A 16,198-nucleotide genomic window follows, 5' to 3' on the forward strand; every position below is an offset into this window, starting at 1 on the left:
TGAAAGGCAATAGACTTACTTATTAACCCTAACTGCGGTTTGACTCCTATGCGCATCCTCCTTGCCGAAGACGACAGTGTACTAGCCGATGGCCTTACCCGTTCGCTGCGACAGTCCGGTTACGCGACGGATTGCGTGAAGAACGGGCTGGAAGCAGATTCTGCCCTGTCGACCCAGGATTTCGACCTGCTGATCCTCGATCTTGGCTTGCCAAAGATGCCGGGACTGGAAGTGCTAAGGCGCCTGCGCGCCCGCAATTCCCGCCTGCCTGTTCTAATTTTGACCGCCGGCGACTCCGTCGAGCAGCGCGTGAAGGGACTGGATCTTGGCGCGGATGACTTTATGGCAAAACCGTTCGCCTTGTCGGAACTGGAAGCGCGCGTACGGGCGCTGACGCGACGCGGTGCCGGTGGAGGTCCGACAGTCATCAAGCATGGCCCGTTGTCGTATGACCAGGTTGGACGAATTGCTTATATGAATGAACAGATGCTGGATCTGTCTGCGCGTGAACTCGGCCTGCTGGAGGTACTGCTGCAACGTACCGGCCGTCTGGTATCCAAGGAACAACTGGTCGACCACCTGTGCGAATGGGGGGAAGAAGTCAGCAACAATGCCATCGAAGTCTACGTCCATCGCCTGCGCAAGAAAATAGAAGTCGGCGGCGTCCGGATTGCCACAGTCCGTGGACTGGGCTATTGCCTTGAAAAATTTTCCGATGCCGCTGCACAGGGAGCGCCAGCATCAAGCTGACCTCGCTCATGACCGACTCCCGTCGTAAGGCCGGCGCCGAGCCCGCCTCGGAATCACCCCCGCCCACCGCTTACGGAGCAGTCGCTACCCAGCCGGAGGAACGCATACAGCGCTCGCTGTTCGGTGAAATCCTGGACTGGATGCTGGTGCCGCTCCTGCTTCTATGGCCGATGAGTATCGCCATTACCTATCTGGTTGCCAAATCGATTGCCAACCATCCTTTCGATCGCGCACTGGACGACAATGTGATTGTGGTTGCCCAGCAGGTCAAGGAAGTCAACGGCAAGATCGTGACCCACCTGCCAGGATCGGCACGCGATATTTTGCGCGCCGACGACATCGACAATATCTATTTCCAGGTCAGCGGGCCGCTGGGCGAATTCATCGACGGCGATGACGAATTGCCCATGCCGGTCGACGAGGAAAAGCCCCCTGCCGGTTCGGTCAAGTTCCGCAATGACATCGTTCGCGGCGTCGACGTCCGGGTCGCTTATGTCTATATCGACCTGCGCCGTTCGCGCAACAGCAATCCCAAAACAAAAGAATCCAATGTCGTCCTCATACAGGTAGCGGAAACCCTGGATAAGCGCACGCAGCTCGCCAATGAAATCATCAAGGGTGTGATTCTTCCGCAGTTCATCATTCTGCCGATTGCGCTTGCGCTGGTATGGTTTGCCCTGTCTCGCGGTTTGTCGCCGCTGGCCGAATTGCAGCAAAAGATTCGTGCGCGGCGTCCGGATGACCTGAGTCCGATCGATTCGGGCCAGGTACCGGAAGAGATCTCGCCGCTGGTTCGTTCGCTCAACGAGATGCTGGCCCGCCTTTCGCAAAGTATCGAAATGCAAAAGCGTTTCATCGCCGATGCTGCCCATCAGATGAAAACACCGCTGGCGGGCATGCGCATGCAGTCCGAGCTGGCTCTGCGTGAAACGCGTCAGGAGGAAATTCACCGCTCGCTCGAACAGCTGTCGAAAAGCTCGGAAAGCGCCACCCGACTTGTGAACCAGCTGCTGGCACTGGCTCGCGCGGAGAATCAGACGCCGGAAACCAAGCCTTTTGCACCGCTCGAGCTGTCGGAATTGGCGCGTAATGTTGTGCATGACTGGGTGCCGCAATCCTTTTCAGAAAGGATTGACCTCGGTTTCGAACAGCCGGGGCACCCTGTGATGGTGATGGGAAATTCGATGATGCTGCGGGAATTGCTCAGCAACCTGATCGACAATGCGCTGCGTTATACGCCGCAGGACGGCCACGTCACCGTGCGGGTGCGCACCAATGTGACGGAAGAACAGGCAATCCTGGAAGTCGAAGATACCGGCCCCGGCATTCCTTCGGCGGAGCGGGGGCATGTTTTCGAACGCTTTTATCGCATCCTGGGAAGCAACGTGGAAGGTAGCGGCCTGGGCCTGGCCATCGTGCGCGAAATCGCGCAGCAACACGGGGCGACAGTCGACATTTTCAATAATCCGCATTCCCAGGATCCCAGGCATCCCGGTAGCCTGTTCCGTGTCACGCTGCGCATGGCGCAGCGCCCGGATTTTATCGAGGACATAGGCTGATGGATTCTCAACAACTCCTGCAACGCCGCAGGTTGTACTGGCGTCGCGTACAGCGCTTCACCCTGCTGCTGATCGGACTCTGGTTTTTCATGACCTTCGGGATGATTTTCTTCGCGCGCGAGTTATCCGGATTCAGCATTCTCGGCTGGCCGTTTTCTTTCTACATGGCGGGGCAAGGCCTGACCGTGTTCTATCTCCTTATTGTTATCGTCTACATGCAGTACATGACACGCCTGGACAAACTGCTCAACGACGAGCCTCCCCATGTCGAATAAGCCGTTCTATCGCCGCCTCATCAGCTATTACACCTGGTACACAGCGGGCTTCATCGTGTTTCTGATTTCCTTGTCCATCCTGGAGAAGGAAGGCTTTCCGCGCGCATGGATCGGCTACATGTTCATGTTTTCGACCATCGTGCTGTATGCGGGCATCGGCGTTCTCAGCCGCACCTCTGATGTGTCCGAATATTACGTCGCCGGACGACGCGTGCCGCCGATGTTCAATGGCATGGCCACTGCGGCTGACTGGATGTCGGCCGCAAGCTTCATCAGCCTTGCGGGCGGCCTCTATGTCATGGGTTTCGATGGTTTGGCCTACATTCTTGGCTGGACCGGCGGCTATTGCCTGGTTGCGCTGCTGATTGCGCCGTTCATCAACAAGTTCGGGCAATACACCATTCCGGATTTTCTTGCGGCCCGCTATGCCGGCCGCTACAGTGGAAATATCGTGCGCGTGCTGGCCGTCATCGCCACCGTGCTGGTGTCCTTTACCTACGTGGTCGCGCAGATCTATGGCGTCGGACTCATTACATCCCGCTTTACCGGCGTGGATTTTTCGGTCGGTATTTTTCTTGGACTGGCTAGCATCCTGGTGTGTTCCTTCCTTGGCGGGATGCGGGCGATCACATGGACGCAGGTCGCGCAATACATCATCATCATCATTGCCTACATGATCCCGGTCATATGGCTGTCGGTGAAACATACAAACGTTCCGGTTCCGCAACTGGCCTACGGCTCGGCCCTGTCCAAACTCAGCGAACGCGAAAAGGAGCTTAACGCCGATCCGATGGAGCAACAGGTGCGCGATATTTTTCAGCGTCGTGCGGAAAAATACGATGACATGCTGAAAAACCTGCCCAAGTCCTGGGAAGAAGGCTTGATCGATATGCAGCACCATGTCGAAGATCTCAAGCGCAGTAATGCGTCGCTGATCGAAATCAAGGCAGCAAGCAGGATGCTCGCCGCCTATCCGAAAGATCCGATAGAGGCCGACCGCAAATGGCACGAGGCGAAAGCCCAGAACCTCGCGCGGGCGGAACCTGTCGTCGCGCATGAAACCCCTTTTCCGGGAAAGACCAAGGAAGCGTCCGACACCAAACGCAATAACTTTCTCGCCCTTGTCCTTTGCCTGATGATGGGAACGGCTGCCCTGCCCCATATCCTGGTCCGCTTTTACACGACGCCCTCGGTGCCTCAGGCGCGGCGCTCGGTATTCTGGACCTTATTCTTCATCATGTTGCTGTATATCACCGTACCGGCCCTCGCGGTCCTTGTGAAGTACGACATCTACAGTTCCCTGGTCGGCACACCATTCTCAAAACTGCCGTCCTGGGTCTCGTATTGGGCCAGCGTGGACAAGATCAATCCGCTGGTGTCGATCACCGACCTGAATCGCGACGGCATAGTGCAGCTAGCCGAGATCGTCATGGATGGCGATATTGTCGTACTTGCGACGCCGGAGATCGCTGGCTTGCCCTATGTGATTTCCGGCCTGGTGGCGGCAGGCGGACTGGCGGCGGCATTGTCTACAGCGGATGGCCTGCTGCTCACTATTTCGAATGCGCTGTCTCATGATATCTACTACAAGACCGTGGATCCCATGGCATCGACGCAGAAGCGCGTGACGATTTCCAAGTTGCTGTTGCTGGTTGTCGCCCTGATTGCGGCCTACGCGGCATCCCTGAAACCGGGCGATATTCTTTCAATGGTCGGCGCCGCGTTCTCGCTCGCAGCATCGACACTGTTTCCCGCCCTTGTTTTGGGCGTTTTCTGGAAGCGGGCGAACCAGCAAGGTGCCATTGCCGGCATCCTGATCGGTTTTGCCGTATGCGTGTTTTACATGCTCCGCACCTACCCTGCACTCGGCGGTTCCTCGCTGAACCAGTGGTTCAGCATCGCGCCGATCTCGGCCGGTGTGTTCGGTGTTCCTGCGGGTTTCATCTCTATCGCACTGGTCAGCCTGTTGACCAGTGCACCGGATCGGGGCACGGACGCCTTGGTGGACCATATTCGCACACCTTGACAGCCTGTTGCCAGCAGCTTGGCACGCTTTCGGCGCTTGCCTGGAGATGAGAACAGTATCGTTCCTGCTGGCACGCTTCTGGCATAAAGCATGAGGAAGCGCAGCGACTACCGGCGATCGTAGCGTTACGCTATCCGGATAACCATACAAACAAAGCCATGCCCAACTTTTTTGATGAAATGTATGTGGAGTATGTGGACGGCCCCGCTTCCGTCCGCGCGCACTATCGGCAATTCCAGCAATGGCTGTCACAACAGCCTCCGGAAATCATTGATCGCAAACGAACGGAAGCCGACTTCATTTTTCGCCGGGTGGGCATCACCTTCGCGGTCTACGGCAACGATGCCGGTACTGAACGCCTGATCCCCTTCGACATTATTCCGCGCATCATTCCGGCCAAGGAATGGGAAAAACTGGAGGCGGGACTGGTACAGCGCGTCAAAGCGCTGAACATGTTCATTCACGATATTTATCACGATCAGCACATCGTCAAGGCCGGCGTCGTACCGGCCGAACAGATTTTCAGGAATGCGCAGTATCGGCCCGAGATGCAGGGCATCTCCGTGGCCTCGGATATCTATGCGCATATCGCAGGCGTCGATATCGTCCGCGCCGGCGAAGGCGAGTTCTACGTTCTTGAGGACAACCTGCGCGTGCCCTCCGGCGTGTCGTACATGCTCGAAGACCGCAAGATGATGATGCGGCTGTTTCCAGAACTCTTCGCGCACTACAAGGTCGCGCCGGTGGCCCATTATCCCGACATGCTGCTGGATAACCTGCGTTCGGTGGCGCCGGTCGGCGTCGTCGATCCGACGGTCGTTGTCATGACGCCAGGCATGTACAACTCGGCCTATTTCGAGCATGCGTTCCTGGCGCAGCAGATGGGCGTGGAATTAGTCGAAGGCAAAGACCTGTTCGTCGATGACAATGCGGTCTACATGCGCACCACACGCGGACCGAAGCGCATCGATGTCATCTACCGGCGCATCGACGACGACTTCCTTGATCCGCTGGCCTTCCGCCCGGATTCCTCGCTCGGCGTGCCTGGATTGCTGTCGGTGTACCGCGCCGGTCGCGTTACACTGGCCAATGCCATCGGTACGGGTGTCGCGGACGACAAGTCGATCTATCCGTATGTGCCGAACATGATCAAGTTCTACCTGTCGGAAGACCCGATCCTGAATAACGTCCCGACTTACCAGTGCCGCAAGAAGGAAGATCTTCAGTACACGCTGGACAAGCTGCCGGAACTGGTTGTCAAGGAAGTGCACGGTGCCGGGGGCTACGGCATGCTGGTGGGTCCGGCGTCAACCAAGGCCGAGATCGAGGCTTTCCGCCAGCGCCTGATCGCCAGACCCGACAGTTACATTGCACAACCGACCCTCGCCCTGTCGGCCTGCCCGACCTATGTCGAATCCGGGATCGCCCCTCGCCATATTGACCTTCGCCCTTTCGTACTATCCGGCGAAACGGTTTCCATGGTCAAGGGCGGCCTGACCCGCGTTGCATTGAAGGAAGGCTCGCTGGTCGTGAATTCGTCGCAGGGCGGTGGCACCAAGGACACCTGGGTTTTGGAGAAATAAGATGCTGAGTCGAACCGCAGATCACTTGTTCTGGATGGCGCGCTATACCGAGCGAGCCGAAAACACCGCACGCATGCTGGACGTGAATGTGCAGACCGCACTGCTGCCCCAGTCGGCGGAAGCCGCCGAGCAGGGATGGCGGGCAATGCTCGGCATTTCCGAACTGCTGAGCGCTTTCGATGACAAGCATGGACTGCTCACCGCGAAGGACGTACTCGACTTCATGGTGCGCGACCCGGACAATCCTTCATCCATCGTATCCTGCCTGACGCAGGCTCGCGAAAATGCGCGTGCCGTTCGCGGCACGCTAACCACGGAAGTGTGGGAAACCCAGAACGCCACCTATCTCGACCTCCAGGGTAAGCTGCGCAGCGGAATGCTGGAGCGCGACCCAAGCGCGTTTTTCGAATGGGTGAAATACCGGTCTCACCTGTCACGCGGCGTTACCATCGGCACGATGCTCAAGGATGAAGCGTTCTATTTCATCCGTCTGGGCACCTTTCTCGAGCGCGCGGACAACACCGCCCGCATTCTCGACGTTAAGTTTCACGGGGCAAACCCGGACGCGTATGCGGACGCGCACCCCAATGAAGAGGCGCAGCGTGACTTCTATTACTGGGCGGCGATTCTGCGCTCGGTATCCGCCTTTGAAATTTATCGCAAGGTCTATCGCGATGTGATCACGCCGGAACGCGTGGCCGAATTGCTGATGCTGCGGGGTGATATGCCGCGTTCGCTGCTGGCGTGTCTTGAAGAGGTGGTCAACAATCTGCAGCATGTGCGCAATGACGTATCCGCCGGAACCGAGCGCTTTGCCGGACGCCTGCATGCGGAACTGAAATTCGGCAATATCGAAGAGATCCTGAAAGAAGGTTTGCACGACTACCTGACGCAGTTTCTGGAACGTATCTACGAACTTGGCAATCGCGTCAGTCGCGATTTCCTGGTTCCTCTGGCAGCCTGAGAACCAGGATGCGACACTTCATTCGCCACGAAACGGTATATCGCTATACGGCACCGTTAAACTATACGATCCAGCAACTGCGCCTGTCGCCCCGCAGCGAACCGCACCAGCGCATCGTATCCTGGAACATCAGCAGCAGCGGGAGACAACATGCTTTTGTCGATGCGTTCGGCAATCTTTGCCACATGCTGACGATCTGCGGCCGGCATGACGAAGTACGCATCGTTGCCGCCGGCATCGTGGAGATCACAGCGCTGGACCGGGGTCGCCTCACCACGCCCAACGAATTCTCTCCGCTGGTATTCACCATGCCGACCCGTTTGACGGACGCGGACGAGAGCATTGTGGCGTTCGCCCATGCGCATTTGTCCGTTGGAGCCGATAGTTCGCGGCTGCTCGGATTGGCTGAGGCGATCCAGGGCACGGTGGCCTACCAGACCGGCGCCACTGTGGTGACGTCGACGGCCGCCGAGGCACTACGTCTTGCGCGTGGCGTTTGCCAGGACCATGCACATCTGTTCCTCGCCTGCTGCCATGTGCTCGGGATTCCGGCCCGTTATGTATCCGGCTACATTGATCCGGGCGATACGGCACATGCCGAAAGCCATGCATGGGTCGACGTCTGGGTGGAAGAATCCGGCTTTTCCGGTTGGGTCAGCGTCGATGTGACGCACGCCCGTTTTACGGACGCCTCGCATTGCCGTCTTGCCATTGGACGGGACTACGACTCGGCTGCCCCGATTCGCGGCGTCAGGCGCGGCGGCGGAAACGAGACGCTCAGCGTCAGGGTCGATGTTTCGCCGACAACCATCACAACACCCACATCGTTGTAAGCAGACACCATCGGAAAGCAAAAAATCTATTCTCACAGGGAGCATGCGAGCTTCCTGTAAAATTCCCATTTTGCATTCTGTATTGCAACCATGACTTATTGCGTCGCCATGCGCCTCGAAGCGGGGCTGGTTTTCCTGTCTGATTCCCGTACCAACGCGGGCGTCGACCAGGTCAGCACGTTTCGCAAGATGACGGTCTTTGAAAATCCCGGCGATCGCATGATGGTGCTGATGAGCGCAGGGAACTTGTCAATTTCCCAATCCATACGCCAGATTATCGCCGAGCGCAAAAGCGCCTCCGGCAAGAGTCTCTGGACGGCCGCCACCATGGATGAAGCAGCCCAGATTGTCGGTGAGGCAGTCCGTACCGTGTATGAGCGTGATGCCAAATCGCTGCGTGAATTTGGCATCGACTTCAACGTCAGCCTGATTTTAGGCGGGCAGATCAAAGGCGAGCGTTGCCGCTTGTTCCAGGTTTATTCGGCCGGCAACTTCATCGAATCCCACAACGAGAACACTTACTTCCAGATCGGCGAAGCCAAATACGGCAAGCCAATCATTGACCGTGTTGTCACGCCGGCCACGCCGCTTGATGAAGCGGCGAAGTGTGCGCTTATCTCCATGGATTCGACTCTGCGCTCGAATGTCTCGGTCGGCTTGCCGCTGGACTTGCTGATTTATGAAACCGATACGCTGTCCGTAACGCGTTTTGTGACAATCGATGAAAAAAACCAGTACTTCCGGATGATTCGCGATACCTGGGGCAAGCAGCTGAAAGCCATTTTCGAAGGCATTGACGACCCGGTATGGAATGCCACGTCCGAGACCGATCCGAATGTCCTGTCGACCAGCGCGACACGCAACCAGCCGGTACGTGTGCCTCCGCCAGAAGGCGTGGCGACGTCAAATACGCCTGGCCCGTTGCAAACCCTGGCTCAGGATGGCCGAAACCGGCAGCAGCATTAGAGCAATGTCGGCCTGACAATCCCATGCCAAACAAAAAGGCGCCCGCGGGCGCCTTTTGCTTTTCCTGCTTCATTTGCATTGTTTGCTTCGTACCGATTCGATACGAAGGCTTCTCATAAAGCTAGGTCAGACTACCTGGGTTGGTGCTTCGTCACCCTGGCGTTCGCGGATTTCACCAATACGGCTGACGTTCTCGCCGGCAGCCTTCAGTTGTGCAATCGCGGCATCCGCATTTTCTTTCGATACGATCACAACCATGCCGATACCGCAGTTAAAGACACGATGCATTTCGGCATCCGCGACGTTGCCATGCTGTTGCAGCCACGTAAACAGCGGCGGCATGGTCCATGCGTCACGATGCAAGACGGCGGTCAGCTTGTCACGCAGCACACGAGGTACATTTTCCACCAGACCGCCGCCGGTGATGTGCGCCATGCCCTTGACTTCCAGTGTCTCCATCAGCGCCAGCAACGGCTTGACGTAGATATGGGTTGGTTCGAGCAGCACGTCGGCAAGGCGGCGACCATGGAAGTCGGCGTTCAGGTCCGGTTGCGCCACCGAAATGATCTTACGGACCAGCGAATAGCCGTTGGAGTGCGCGCCAGAGGACGCCAGGCCCAGCACCACGTCACCAGGGATGATCTTGCTGCCATCAATAATCCTGGATTTTTCCACCGCGCCGACAGCAAAACCGGCCAAGTCGTACTCGCCGTCGGGATACATGCTCGGCATTTCAGCGGTTTCACCGCCAATCAGTGCGCAGCCGGCCAGTTCGCAACCCCGGGCGATGCCCTTGATCACATCGGTCGCCGATGGCACGTCGAGCTTGCCGCAGGCAAAATAATCCAGGAAGAACAGGGGTTCTGCGCCCTGCACCAGAATATCGTTGACGCTCATCGCGACCAGATCGATGCCGACCGTGTCATGCTTGTTGAGGTGGAACGCCAGCTTCAGCTTGGTGCCAACGCCGTCGGTGCCGGAGACCAGCACCGGATCCTTGTACTTTTTGCTAATTTCGAACAGCGCGCCGAAGCCGCCGATGCCGCCAAGCACGCCTTCCCGCATGGTGCGTTTGGCAAAGGGCTTGATGGCTTCGACCAGGGCATCGCCTGCGTCAATGTCGACACCGGCATCGCGGTAAGAAAGGGAAACGTTGGAAGTGGAACTCATGATAATGGGTGCAGAGGCGGTAAAATAGGCGGTTAGGGGCCAAAATCCGGCGACCAAACCGCTATTTTAACAAACCGATCCGTCCAAGCTTCCAGTTTCATGCCATTTTCTTTCCATCCCGAGCAGAAACCCGGCCAAAGCGGCAGTACACGGCTACCGTCATGAGGCAATTAGTGCTCGACCTGGGCGCGGAAAAACCGCCAACCCTGGAGTCCTTCGTTGTAGGTCAAAACGCAGAGCTGGCGCAGCTTCTGCGGCATTTTGCACGGCGCACGCAGCCCGCGCCGGCCGACCGTTTTGTCTATCTCTGGGGCGAACCCGGGGCCGGCAAGACACATCTGCTGCATGCCCTGGCGGCCGAAGGAAATGGCCGTTACATCCCGGCCGGCTCGCCCGAAAGCGACTACCTGTACGATCCGGCCGTATCCCTGTACCTGATGGACGATTGTCAGTTGCTGTCGGCCGACGCGCAGATTTCCGCCTTTGCCCTGTTCAACCAGGTCAAGGAAAACGGCGGCCTGCTGGTCAGCGCCGGCGACAAGCCGCCGGTCGGACTGGCACTGCGCGAGGATCTTCGTACCCGTCTTGGCTGGGGATTGATCTATCAGGTGCACGGCCTCACCGACGAGGAAAAAATCTCCGCGCTGACCCAGGCTGCACAGGCACGCGGCATCAACCTGTCTCCTGGCGTGTTACCCTATCTGATCACCCATTTCCGTAGGGACATGCGTTCCCTGTCGGCCATGCTCGACGCCCTGGACCAATATTCCCTGGAGACCCAGCGCCCGATCACGCTGCCGCTGTTACGCAACCTGTTGCAACTCGAAGGTGAACCAAAAGCATAATGAATCTTGCCCTTTTCGATCTAGACCATACCCTGATACCGCTGGACTCCGATTACGAGTGGGGTCAATTCCTGGTACGCATCGGCGCCGTTGATGCCGTCGAATTCGCCCGCCGCAATGCCGCCTTTTATGCCCAGTATGAAGCCGGCACCCTCGACCCCGTCGAGTACCTCGAATTTGCACTGAGCACACTGGCACAGTTTCCCCGCCGCGAACTCGATGCCTGGCACCGCCAGTTCATGGCTGAAGTCATCGAGCCGGGCATCAAACCGGCAGCGCTTGAACTGCTGGCACGCCACCGCGATGCCGGCGACGAGATCGCCATCATCACCGCGACCAACCGCTTTGTGGCCGCCCCGATCGCACGGGCGCTCGGTGTCGATAACCTGATCGCCGCCCAACCCGAAGTCAACGCGGAAGGTGAAATCACTGGCAAGCTGCTCGGCATTCCGACTTCCGGCCCCGGCAAGGTCATCCATACCAATGAATGGCTGGCCGCGAACGGCAAGTCCCTGTCGAGCTACGAGCGCAGCTATTTCTACAGCGATTCCCAGAACGACATACCGTTGCTGTCCGCCGTTTCCCATCCGGTTGCCACCAACCCGAACGCCTTGCTGAAAGCGCATGCACAAGCACAAGGCTGGCCCATCCTTTCCCTGTTCGAATGATTAAAAAGTTTATCAAGCGCATACTCGGCGTAAAGAATAAAGCGGCCGCTAACCAGCCAGCGGTGCTCGGCCCGAATGAACACGGCATCAATCCGCAATTGCTGTCATCCAATGCGATACGCGTAACGCAGACGCTGCAGGAAGCGGGTTTCAAGGCCTTCGTCGTCGGCGGTGCGGTGCGCGACCTGTTGCTCGGGGTGAAGCCCAAGGATTTCGACGTCGCCACCAATGCAACACCCGAACAGGTCAAGCGCCTGTTCCGGCGCGCCTTCATCATTGGCAAGCGCTTCCAGATCGTGCATGTGATGTTCGGCCAGGACATCATCGAGGTCACTACCTTCCGTGGCGCCTCGGCGGAGAGCTCTCCCAAGGATGAACATGGTCGCGTGCTGCGCGACAACACCTTCGGCGAACAGCATGAAGATGCGGTGCGCCGCGACTTCACCATCAATGCGATGTACTACGATCCGGCGAATCGGCAGGTGCTCGATTACCACAACGGCATCGCCGATATCCGCAGCAAGACGCTGCGCATCATTGGTGTGCCGGAAGCGCGCTACCGTGAAGATCCGGTGCGTCTGCTGCGCGTGGTGCGCTTTGCCGCCAAGCTTGGGTTCGAAATCGATCCCGAGACGCGTGAACCGATCAAGGTGATGGCGCCGCTGATCAACAACGTGCCGGCCGCACGCGTTTTTGATGAAATGCTCAAGTTGCTGATGAGCGGACATGCCCTTGCCTGCCTGCAGCAATTGCGCAAGGAAGGATTGCATCACGGCTTGCTGCCGCTGCTCGACGTCGTGCTGGAACAACCGCTCGGCGAAAAGTTTGTCACACTGGCGCTGGCCGGTACCGACCAGCGCATACGCGAAGGCAAACCGGTTTCTCCGGGCTTCCTGTTTGCGTCGCTGCTGTGGCATCAGGTCCTGGAAAAATGGACCGCCTACCAGGCGGCAGGCGAATATCCGATCCCGGCCCTCCATCTTGCCGCTGACGATGTACTGAATACCCAGACCGAAAAGCTGGCCCTGCAGCGCAAGATCGCCACCGATATGCGGGACATCTGGGCCATGCAGCCGCGCTTTGAGCGCCGCGTCGGCAAGTCACCGTACAAGATGCTCGAACACATGCGTCTGCGTGCCGGTTATGACTTCCTGCTGCTGCGCTGTGCGTCGGGTGAAATCGATGCCGAGATCGGTGAATGGTGGACCGCCTTCATGGCTGCCGATGGTCCGGGGCGTGAAGAATTACTGGCGCGAAAACCGAAAACCGAAGGTGACAGTCAGGCGCCGAAAAAGCGTCGTCGTCGTGGCGGACGCAACAAGCCGAAAGGCGCTGCGGCGGAAGGCAGCACACCATGAGCATTGTGACTGAGGTGCGGACCGCCTGTTACATCGGCATTGGCGCGAACCTTGGCGATGCGCGGGACCAGGTGGAGCGGGCAATTGCCCGCATCGGGGAGTTACCGTCGAGTTCGCTTGTCGCGCAGTCCAGCTTGTTCCGAACCGCTCCGATCGATGCCGGCGGCGATGATTACATCAATGCGGTCGTCAAGCTTGAAACCAGCCTGACCGCATCTGCGCTACTCGATCACTTGCAGGCGATAGAACAGGATTTCGGGCGAGAACGCCCCTATGTCAATGCCCCGCGAACGATGGATCTTGACCTGCTGCTCTATGGACAGTCGATAATGAAGAGCGACAAGCTGACGGTACCGCACCCACGCATGACACAGCGCGCTTTCGTGCTGATTCCGTTGCTTCAAATCGATCCCTTTATCCAGATTCCAGGCAAAGGTGCAGCACACAGTTTTGTGCCCGCTGTCGCTGGCCAGGCTATTCAGAAAATCTGAACATGCAAATTCCTGTTTCCCTGCAGACGGTCGGTCTGCTGGCCATGTCGAACGTATTCATGACCGTCGCCTGGTACGGGCACCTGAAAAACCTGGCAAGCAAACCCTGGTGGATCGCGGCGCTGATCAGCTGGTCAATTGCGCTGTTCGAGTACCTGTTGCAGGTACCGGCCAACCGCATCGGCTACACTGAATTCAGCCTGGCGCAGCTCAAGATCATGCAGGAAGCAATCACGCTCTCGATCTTCGTTCCGTTCGCCATGCTATACATGAACGAGCCGTTCAAACTCGATTACGTCTGGGCAGCCCTGTGCCTGGTCGGCGCGGTCTATTTCATTTTCCGTTCATGAGCCTCGATCGCTACAAATACATTGTCGTCGAAGGTCCGATCGGGGTCGGCAAAACAAGCCTTGCGCGCAAGCTGGCGGAAGCCTTCAATGCGCATACGCTGCTCGAGCATCCGCAGGAAAATCCTTTCCTCGAAAAGTTTTATCGCGACCCGACACACTATGCGCTATCCGCACAGATGTTTTTCCTGTTCCAGCGCATGAATCAGCTGCGTGAACTGGCACAGACTGACCTGTTCAACGTACGCATGATCTCGGACTTTCTGCTCGACAAGGATCCAATTTTTGCCCGGCTCACACTCGGCGACGACGAACTCAAGCTGTACCAGCAACTGTACGACCATCTGCGACCGCAGGCACCCGTGCCGGATCTGGTTGTCTACCTGCAGGCACAGCCCGAGACCCTGGTTGAACGCGTGCGCAAGCGCGGTATTGCGATGGAAGCCGGCATCTCGGAAATATACCTGTATCGGCTCTGTGAAAGTTACAGCCGTTTCTTTTATCATTACGACGCCGCGCCGCTGCTCATCGTCAATACGGAACACCTGAATCCGATCGAGCGCGACGACGACTTCAACCTGCTCCTTCAACGCATCGATACCATGCGCGGCAAGCGGGAGTTTTTCAACCTCGGGGAATAATCATGGCAGGATATCTGCAAGAAGGCGAACCGGTCGGCCGCACCAAGGCAGTGACTGTGCCGGCGCTGCTGGCAATGCGCAACGCGGGCGAAAAGATCGCGATGCTCACCTGTTATGACGCCAGCTTTGCGTCACTGATGGACCGCTGCGGCGTGGATGTGCTGCTGGTCGGCGACTCACTCGGCAATGTGTGCCAGGGACATACCTCTACCCTGCCTGTTACCTTGGCCGACATCGCCTATCACACTGCTTCGGTGGCACGCGGCAACAAGAATGCACTGCTGATTGCGGATATGCCTTTCGGCACCTACGCAACGCCTGAATCAGCGTTTGAAAATGCGGTCAAGCTGATGCAGGCCGGCGCGCAGATGGTCAAGCTCGAAGGGGGTGCGTGGCTGGTCGAGACCGTGCGTTTCCTGACCGAGCGCGCCGTACCGGTGTGCGCGCACCTTGGGTTGACACCGCAATCGGTGCACTTGCTGGGCGGATTCAAGGTGCAGGGCAAGACCGCGGAAGGCGCTGAAAAGTTAAAGGCCGATGCCCTCGCCTTACAGGAAGCCGGCGCATCGATCCTCGTGCTCGAAGCCATCCCGAGCGCACTTGGCAAGGAAGTGACCGAGATGCTGGCAATGCCGACGATCGGTATTGGCGCGGGTGTGGATTGCTCGGGGCAGGTTCTTGTGATGCACGATATGCTGGGCGTGTTTCCAGGCCGCAAGGCGCGTTTCGTGAAGAACTTCATGGATGGGCAGACCAGCATTGATGCTGCGGTGCGTGCCTATATCGCCGCGGTCAAGGACAAGTCGTTCCCGGCGGCCGAGCACTGTTTCTAGTATTCCGCCGACGGCGCATGCGCCGTCGGCAAGCCTCTCAGCTCTGCTCTTCTTCGTAGCGCGCCATGGTCTCCGGCAGTTTGGCCGCGAGTTCTTCCGCGCTACTGACGCTTAGTCCCAGATTGCGCAACAGGCCGTCTTGCAGGCCATAGATAAAGCTATGCACAGTCAATGACTGGCCGCGTTCCCAGGCATCCTGCACGATGGTCGTCTGGCAGACATTGACCACCTGTTCCAGCACGTTGAGTTCGCACAGGCGGTCTTGCCTGACCTTGGTCGGCAGGGTTTCGCCGAGATAGCGCTCATGTTTCTGGTGCACGTCCTGCACGTGCCGCAACCAGTTGTCAGCCAATCCGATACGGCGTCGCGCGAGCGCGGCATGCACACCGGAACAACCGTAATGCCCGTTGACAATCACGTGCTTCACACCAAGCACATCGATGGCAAACTGCAGGACTGACAGGCAGTTCAGGTCGGTATGCACTACCACGTTAGCCACATTGCGATGCACGAACAGTTCACCAGGCAAGAGGCCGACGATTTCGTTGGCCGGCACACGGCTGTCGGCGCAACCAATCCACAGGTATTCGGGCGACTGCTGGGCAGCGAGCTTTTTGAAGAAATCCGGGTCCTTGGCCACGATCGCGGCCGCCCAGTTGCGATTGTTCCGAAACAGATGTTCCAGAGTCTTGTTGTCGTTCGTCGGTGTCATCATGATGCTTTGCCAGATAATTCGGTTACGCGGACGTCCATGGTGATCCGGATGGGATCGTCACGATTAACGACTGGACGCAGATATGGCGCGAAGGTCGCGTGCAAAGCGAATTATACAGATGGAAAGTTGGAGGTCGGAGAAGTGGAGGCCGGAGACGGCCAGCCATGCGCCGGA

17 protein-coding genes are annotated in these 16,198 nt (G+C 58.0%); 15 read left to right on the forward strand and 2 right to left on the reverse strand.

The window, feature by feature from the left end:
- Positions 1-48 precede the first annotated feature (48 nt).
- From ASE07_RS16215 to ASE07_RS16250, 8 genes are all read left to right on the forward strand, one after another.
- Positions 49-750, forward strand: a complete 702-nt coding sequence (locus tag ASE07_RS16215) for a response regulator (RefSeq protein ID WP_057291878.1) — start codon at positions 49-51, stop codon at positions 748-750.
- Positions 751-758: 8 nt separating this feature from the next.
- Positions 759-2,309 carry a sensor histidine kinase gene (locus tag ASE07_RS16220; RefSeq protein ID WP_057291879.1) on the forward strand — a complete coding sequence of 517 codons (1,551 nt, stop codon included), beginning with the start codon at positions 759-761 and terminating at the stop codon, positions 2,307-2,309.
- Positions 2,309-2,584, forward strand: a complete 276-nt coding sequence (locus ASE07_RS16225) for a DUF4212 domain-containing protein (RefSeq protein WP_057291880.1) — start codon at positions 2,309-2,311, stop codon at positions 2,582-2,584. Before ASE07_RS16220 ends, ASE07_RS16225 begins: the two co-directional genes overlap by 1 nt.
- The gene (locus tag ASE07_RS16230) at positions 2,574-4,610 is read left to right on the forward strand and encodes a sodium:solute symporter family protein (RefSeq protein ID WP_057291881.1); all 2,037 of its coding nucleotides are present in this window, start codon (positions 2,574-2,576) and stop codon (positions 4,608-4,610) included. Before ASE07_RS16225 ends, ASE07_RS16230 begins: the two co-directional genes overlap by 11 nt.
- Before the next feature lie 158 nt (positions 4,611-4,768).
- Complete coding sequence (locus tag ASE07_RS16235) at positions 4,769-6,193, forward strand: circularly permuted type 2 ATP-grasp protein (RefSeq protein ID WP_057291882.1); 1,425 nt, start codon at positions 4,769-4,771, stop codon at positions 6,191-6,193.
- A 1-nt stretch (position 6,194) separates the two neighbouring features.
- Entirely contained in the window at positions 6,195-7,157 is a 963-nt protein-coding gene (locus ASE07_RS16240; protein ID WP_057291883.1) for an alpha-E domain-containing protein, read from the forward strand.
- A gap of 8 nt (positions 7,158-7,165) precedes the next feature.
- On the forward strand, positions 7,166-7,990 hold the full coding sequence (locus ASE07_RS16245) for a transglutaminase family protein (RefSeq protein WP_057291884.1): 825 nt from the start codon (positions 7,166-7,168) through the stop codon (positions 7,988-7,990).
- Between the two features lie 90 nt (positions 7,991-8,080).
- Positions 8,081-8,956: a proteasome-type protease gene (locus ASE07_RS16250; RefSeq protein ID WP_057291885.1), complete on the forward strand. Its 876-nt coding sequence runs from the start codon at positions 8,081-8,083 to the stop codon at positions 8,954-8,956.
- A 126-nt stretch (positions 8,957-9,082) separates the two neighbouring features.
- Here ASE07_RS16250 and purM read toward each other — a convergent pair whose 3' ends face one another.
- Positions 9,083-10,126 carry a phosphoribosylformylglycinamidine cyclo-ligase gene (gene purM / locus ASE07_RS16255; protein ID WP_057291922.1) on the reverse strand — a complete coding sequence of 348 codons (1,044 nt, stop codon included), beginning with the start codon at positions 10,124-10,126 and terminating at the stop codon, positions 9,083-9,085.
- A gap of 161 nt (positions 10,127-10,287) precedes the next feature.
- On the opposite strand from purM, the gene hda reads away from it, so the two are divergent.
- The 7 genes from hda to panB are packed head-to-tail and all read left to right on the forward strand — an operon-like array spanning position 10,288 to position 15,309.
- On the forward strand, positions 10,288-10,971 hold the full coding sequence (gene hda, locus ASE07_RS16260) for a DnaA regulatory inactivator Hda (protein ID WP_057291886.1): 684 nt from the start codon (positions 10,288-10,290) through the stop codon (positions 10,969-10,971).
- A complete protein-coding gene (locus tag ASE07_RS16265) occupies positions 10,971-11,639 on the forward strand; it encodes an HAD family hydrolase (protein WP_057291887.1) in 669 nt (222 codons plus the stop codon). The genes hda and ASE07_RS16265 overlap by 1 nt, the downstream gene beginning before the upstream one ends.
- Positions 11,636-12,997, forward strand: coding sequence for a polynucleotide adenylyltransferase PcnB (pcnB, locus tag ASE07_RS16270; protein ID WP_057291888.1), 1,362 nt, complete (start codon positions 11,636-11,638; stop codon positions 12,995-12,997). Before ASE07_RS16265 ends, pcnB begins: the two co-directional genes overlap by 4 nt.
- Entirely contained in the window at positions 12,994-13,488 is a 495-nt protein-coding gene (folK, locus tag ASE07_RS16275) for a 2-amino-4-hydroxy-6-hydroxymethyldihydropteridine diphosphokinase (protein WP_057291889.1), read from the forward strand. Before pcnB ends, folK begins: the two co-directional genes overlap by 4 nt.
- 2 nt (positions 13,489-13,490) lie before the next feature.
- A complete protein-coding gene (locus ASE07_RS16280) occupies positions 13,491-13,838 on the forward strand; it encodes a DMT family protein (protein ID WP_057291890.1) in 348 nt (115 codons plus the stop codon).
- Entirely contained in the window at positions 13,835-14,476 is a 642-nt protein-coding gene (locus tag ASE07_RS16285) for a deoxynucleoside kinase (protein ID WP_057291891.1), read from the forward strand. The genes ASE07_RS16280 and ASE07_RS16285 overlap by 4 nt, the downstream gene beginning before the upstream one ends.
- 2 nt (positions 14,477-14,478) lie before the next feature.
- The gene (panB, locus tag ASE07_RS16290) at positions 14,479-15,309 is read left to right on the forward strand and encodes a 3-methyl-2-oxobutanoate hydroxymethyltransferase (protein WP_057291892.1); all 831 of its coding nucleotides are present in this window, start codon (positions 14,479-14,481) and stop codon (positions 15,307-15,309) included.
- Positions 15,310-15,346: 37 nt separating this feature from the next.
- Here the strand turns inward: panB and can are convergent, their stop codons facing one another.
- Positions 15,347-16,021: a carbonate dehydratase gene (gene can, locus ASE07_RS16295; protein WP_156396696.1), complete on the reverse strand. Its 675-nt coding sequence runs from the start codon at positions 16,019-16,021 to the stop codon at positions 15,347-15,349.
- Between the last annotated feature and the right edge of the window lie 177 nt (positions 16,022-16,198).

Source organism: Noviherbaspirillum sp. Root189 (assembly GCF_001428545.1).
Classification (GTDB): Bacteria; Pseudomonadota; Gammaproteobacteria; order Burkholderiales; family Burkholderiaceae_D; genus Noviherbaspirillum.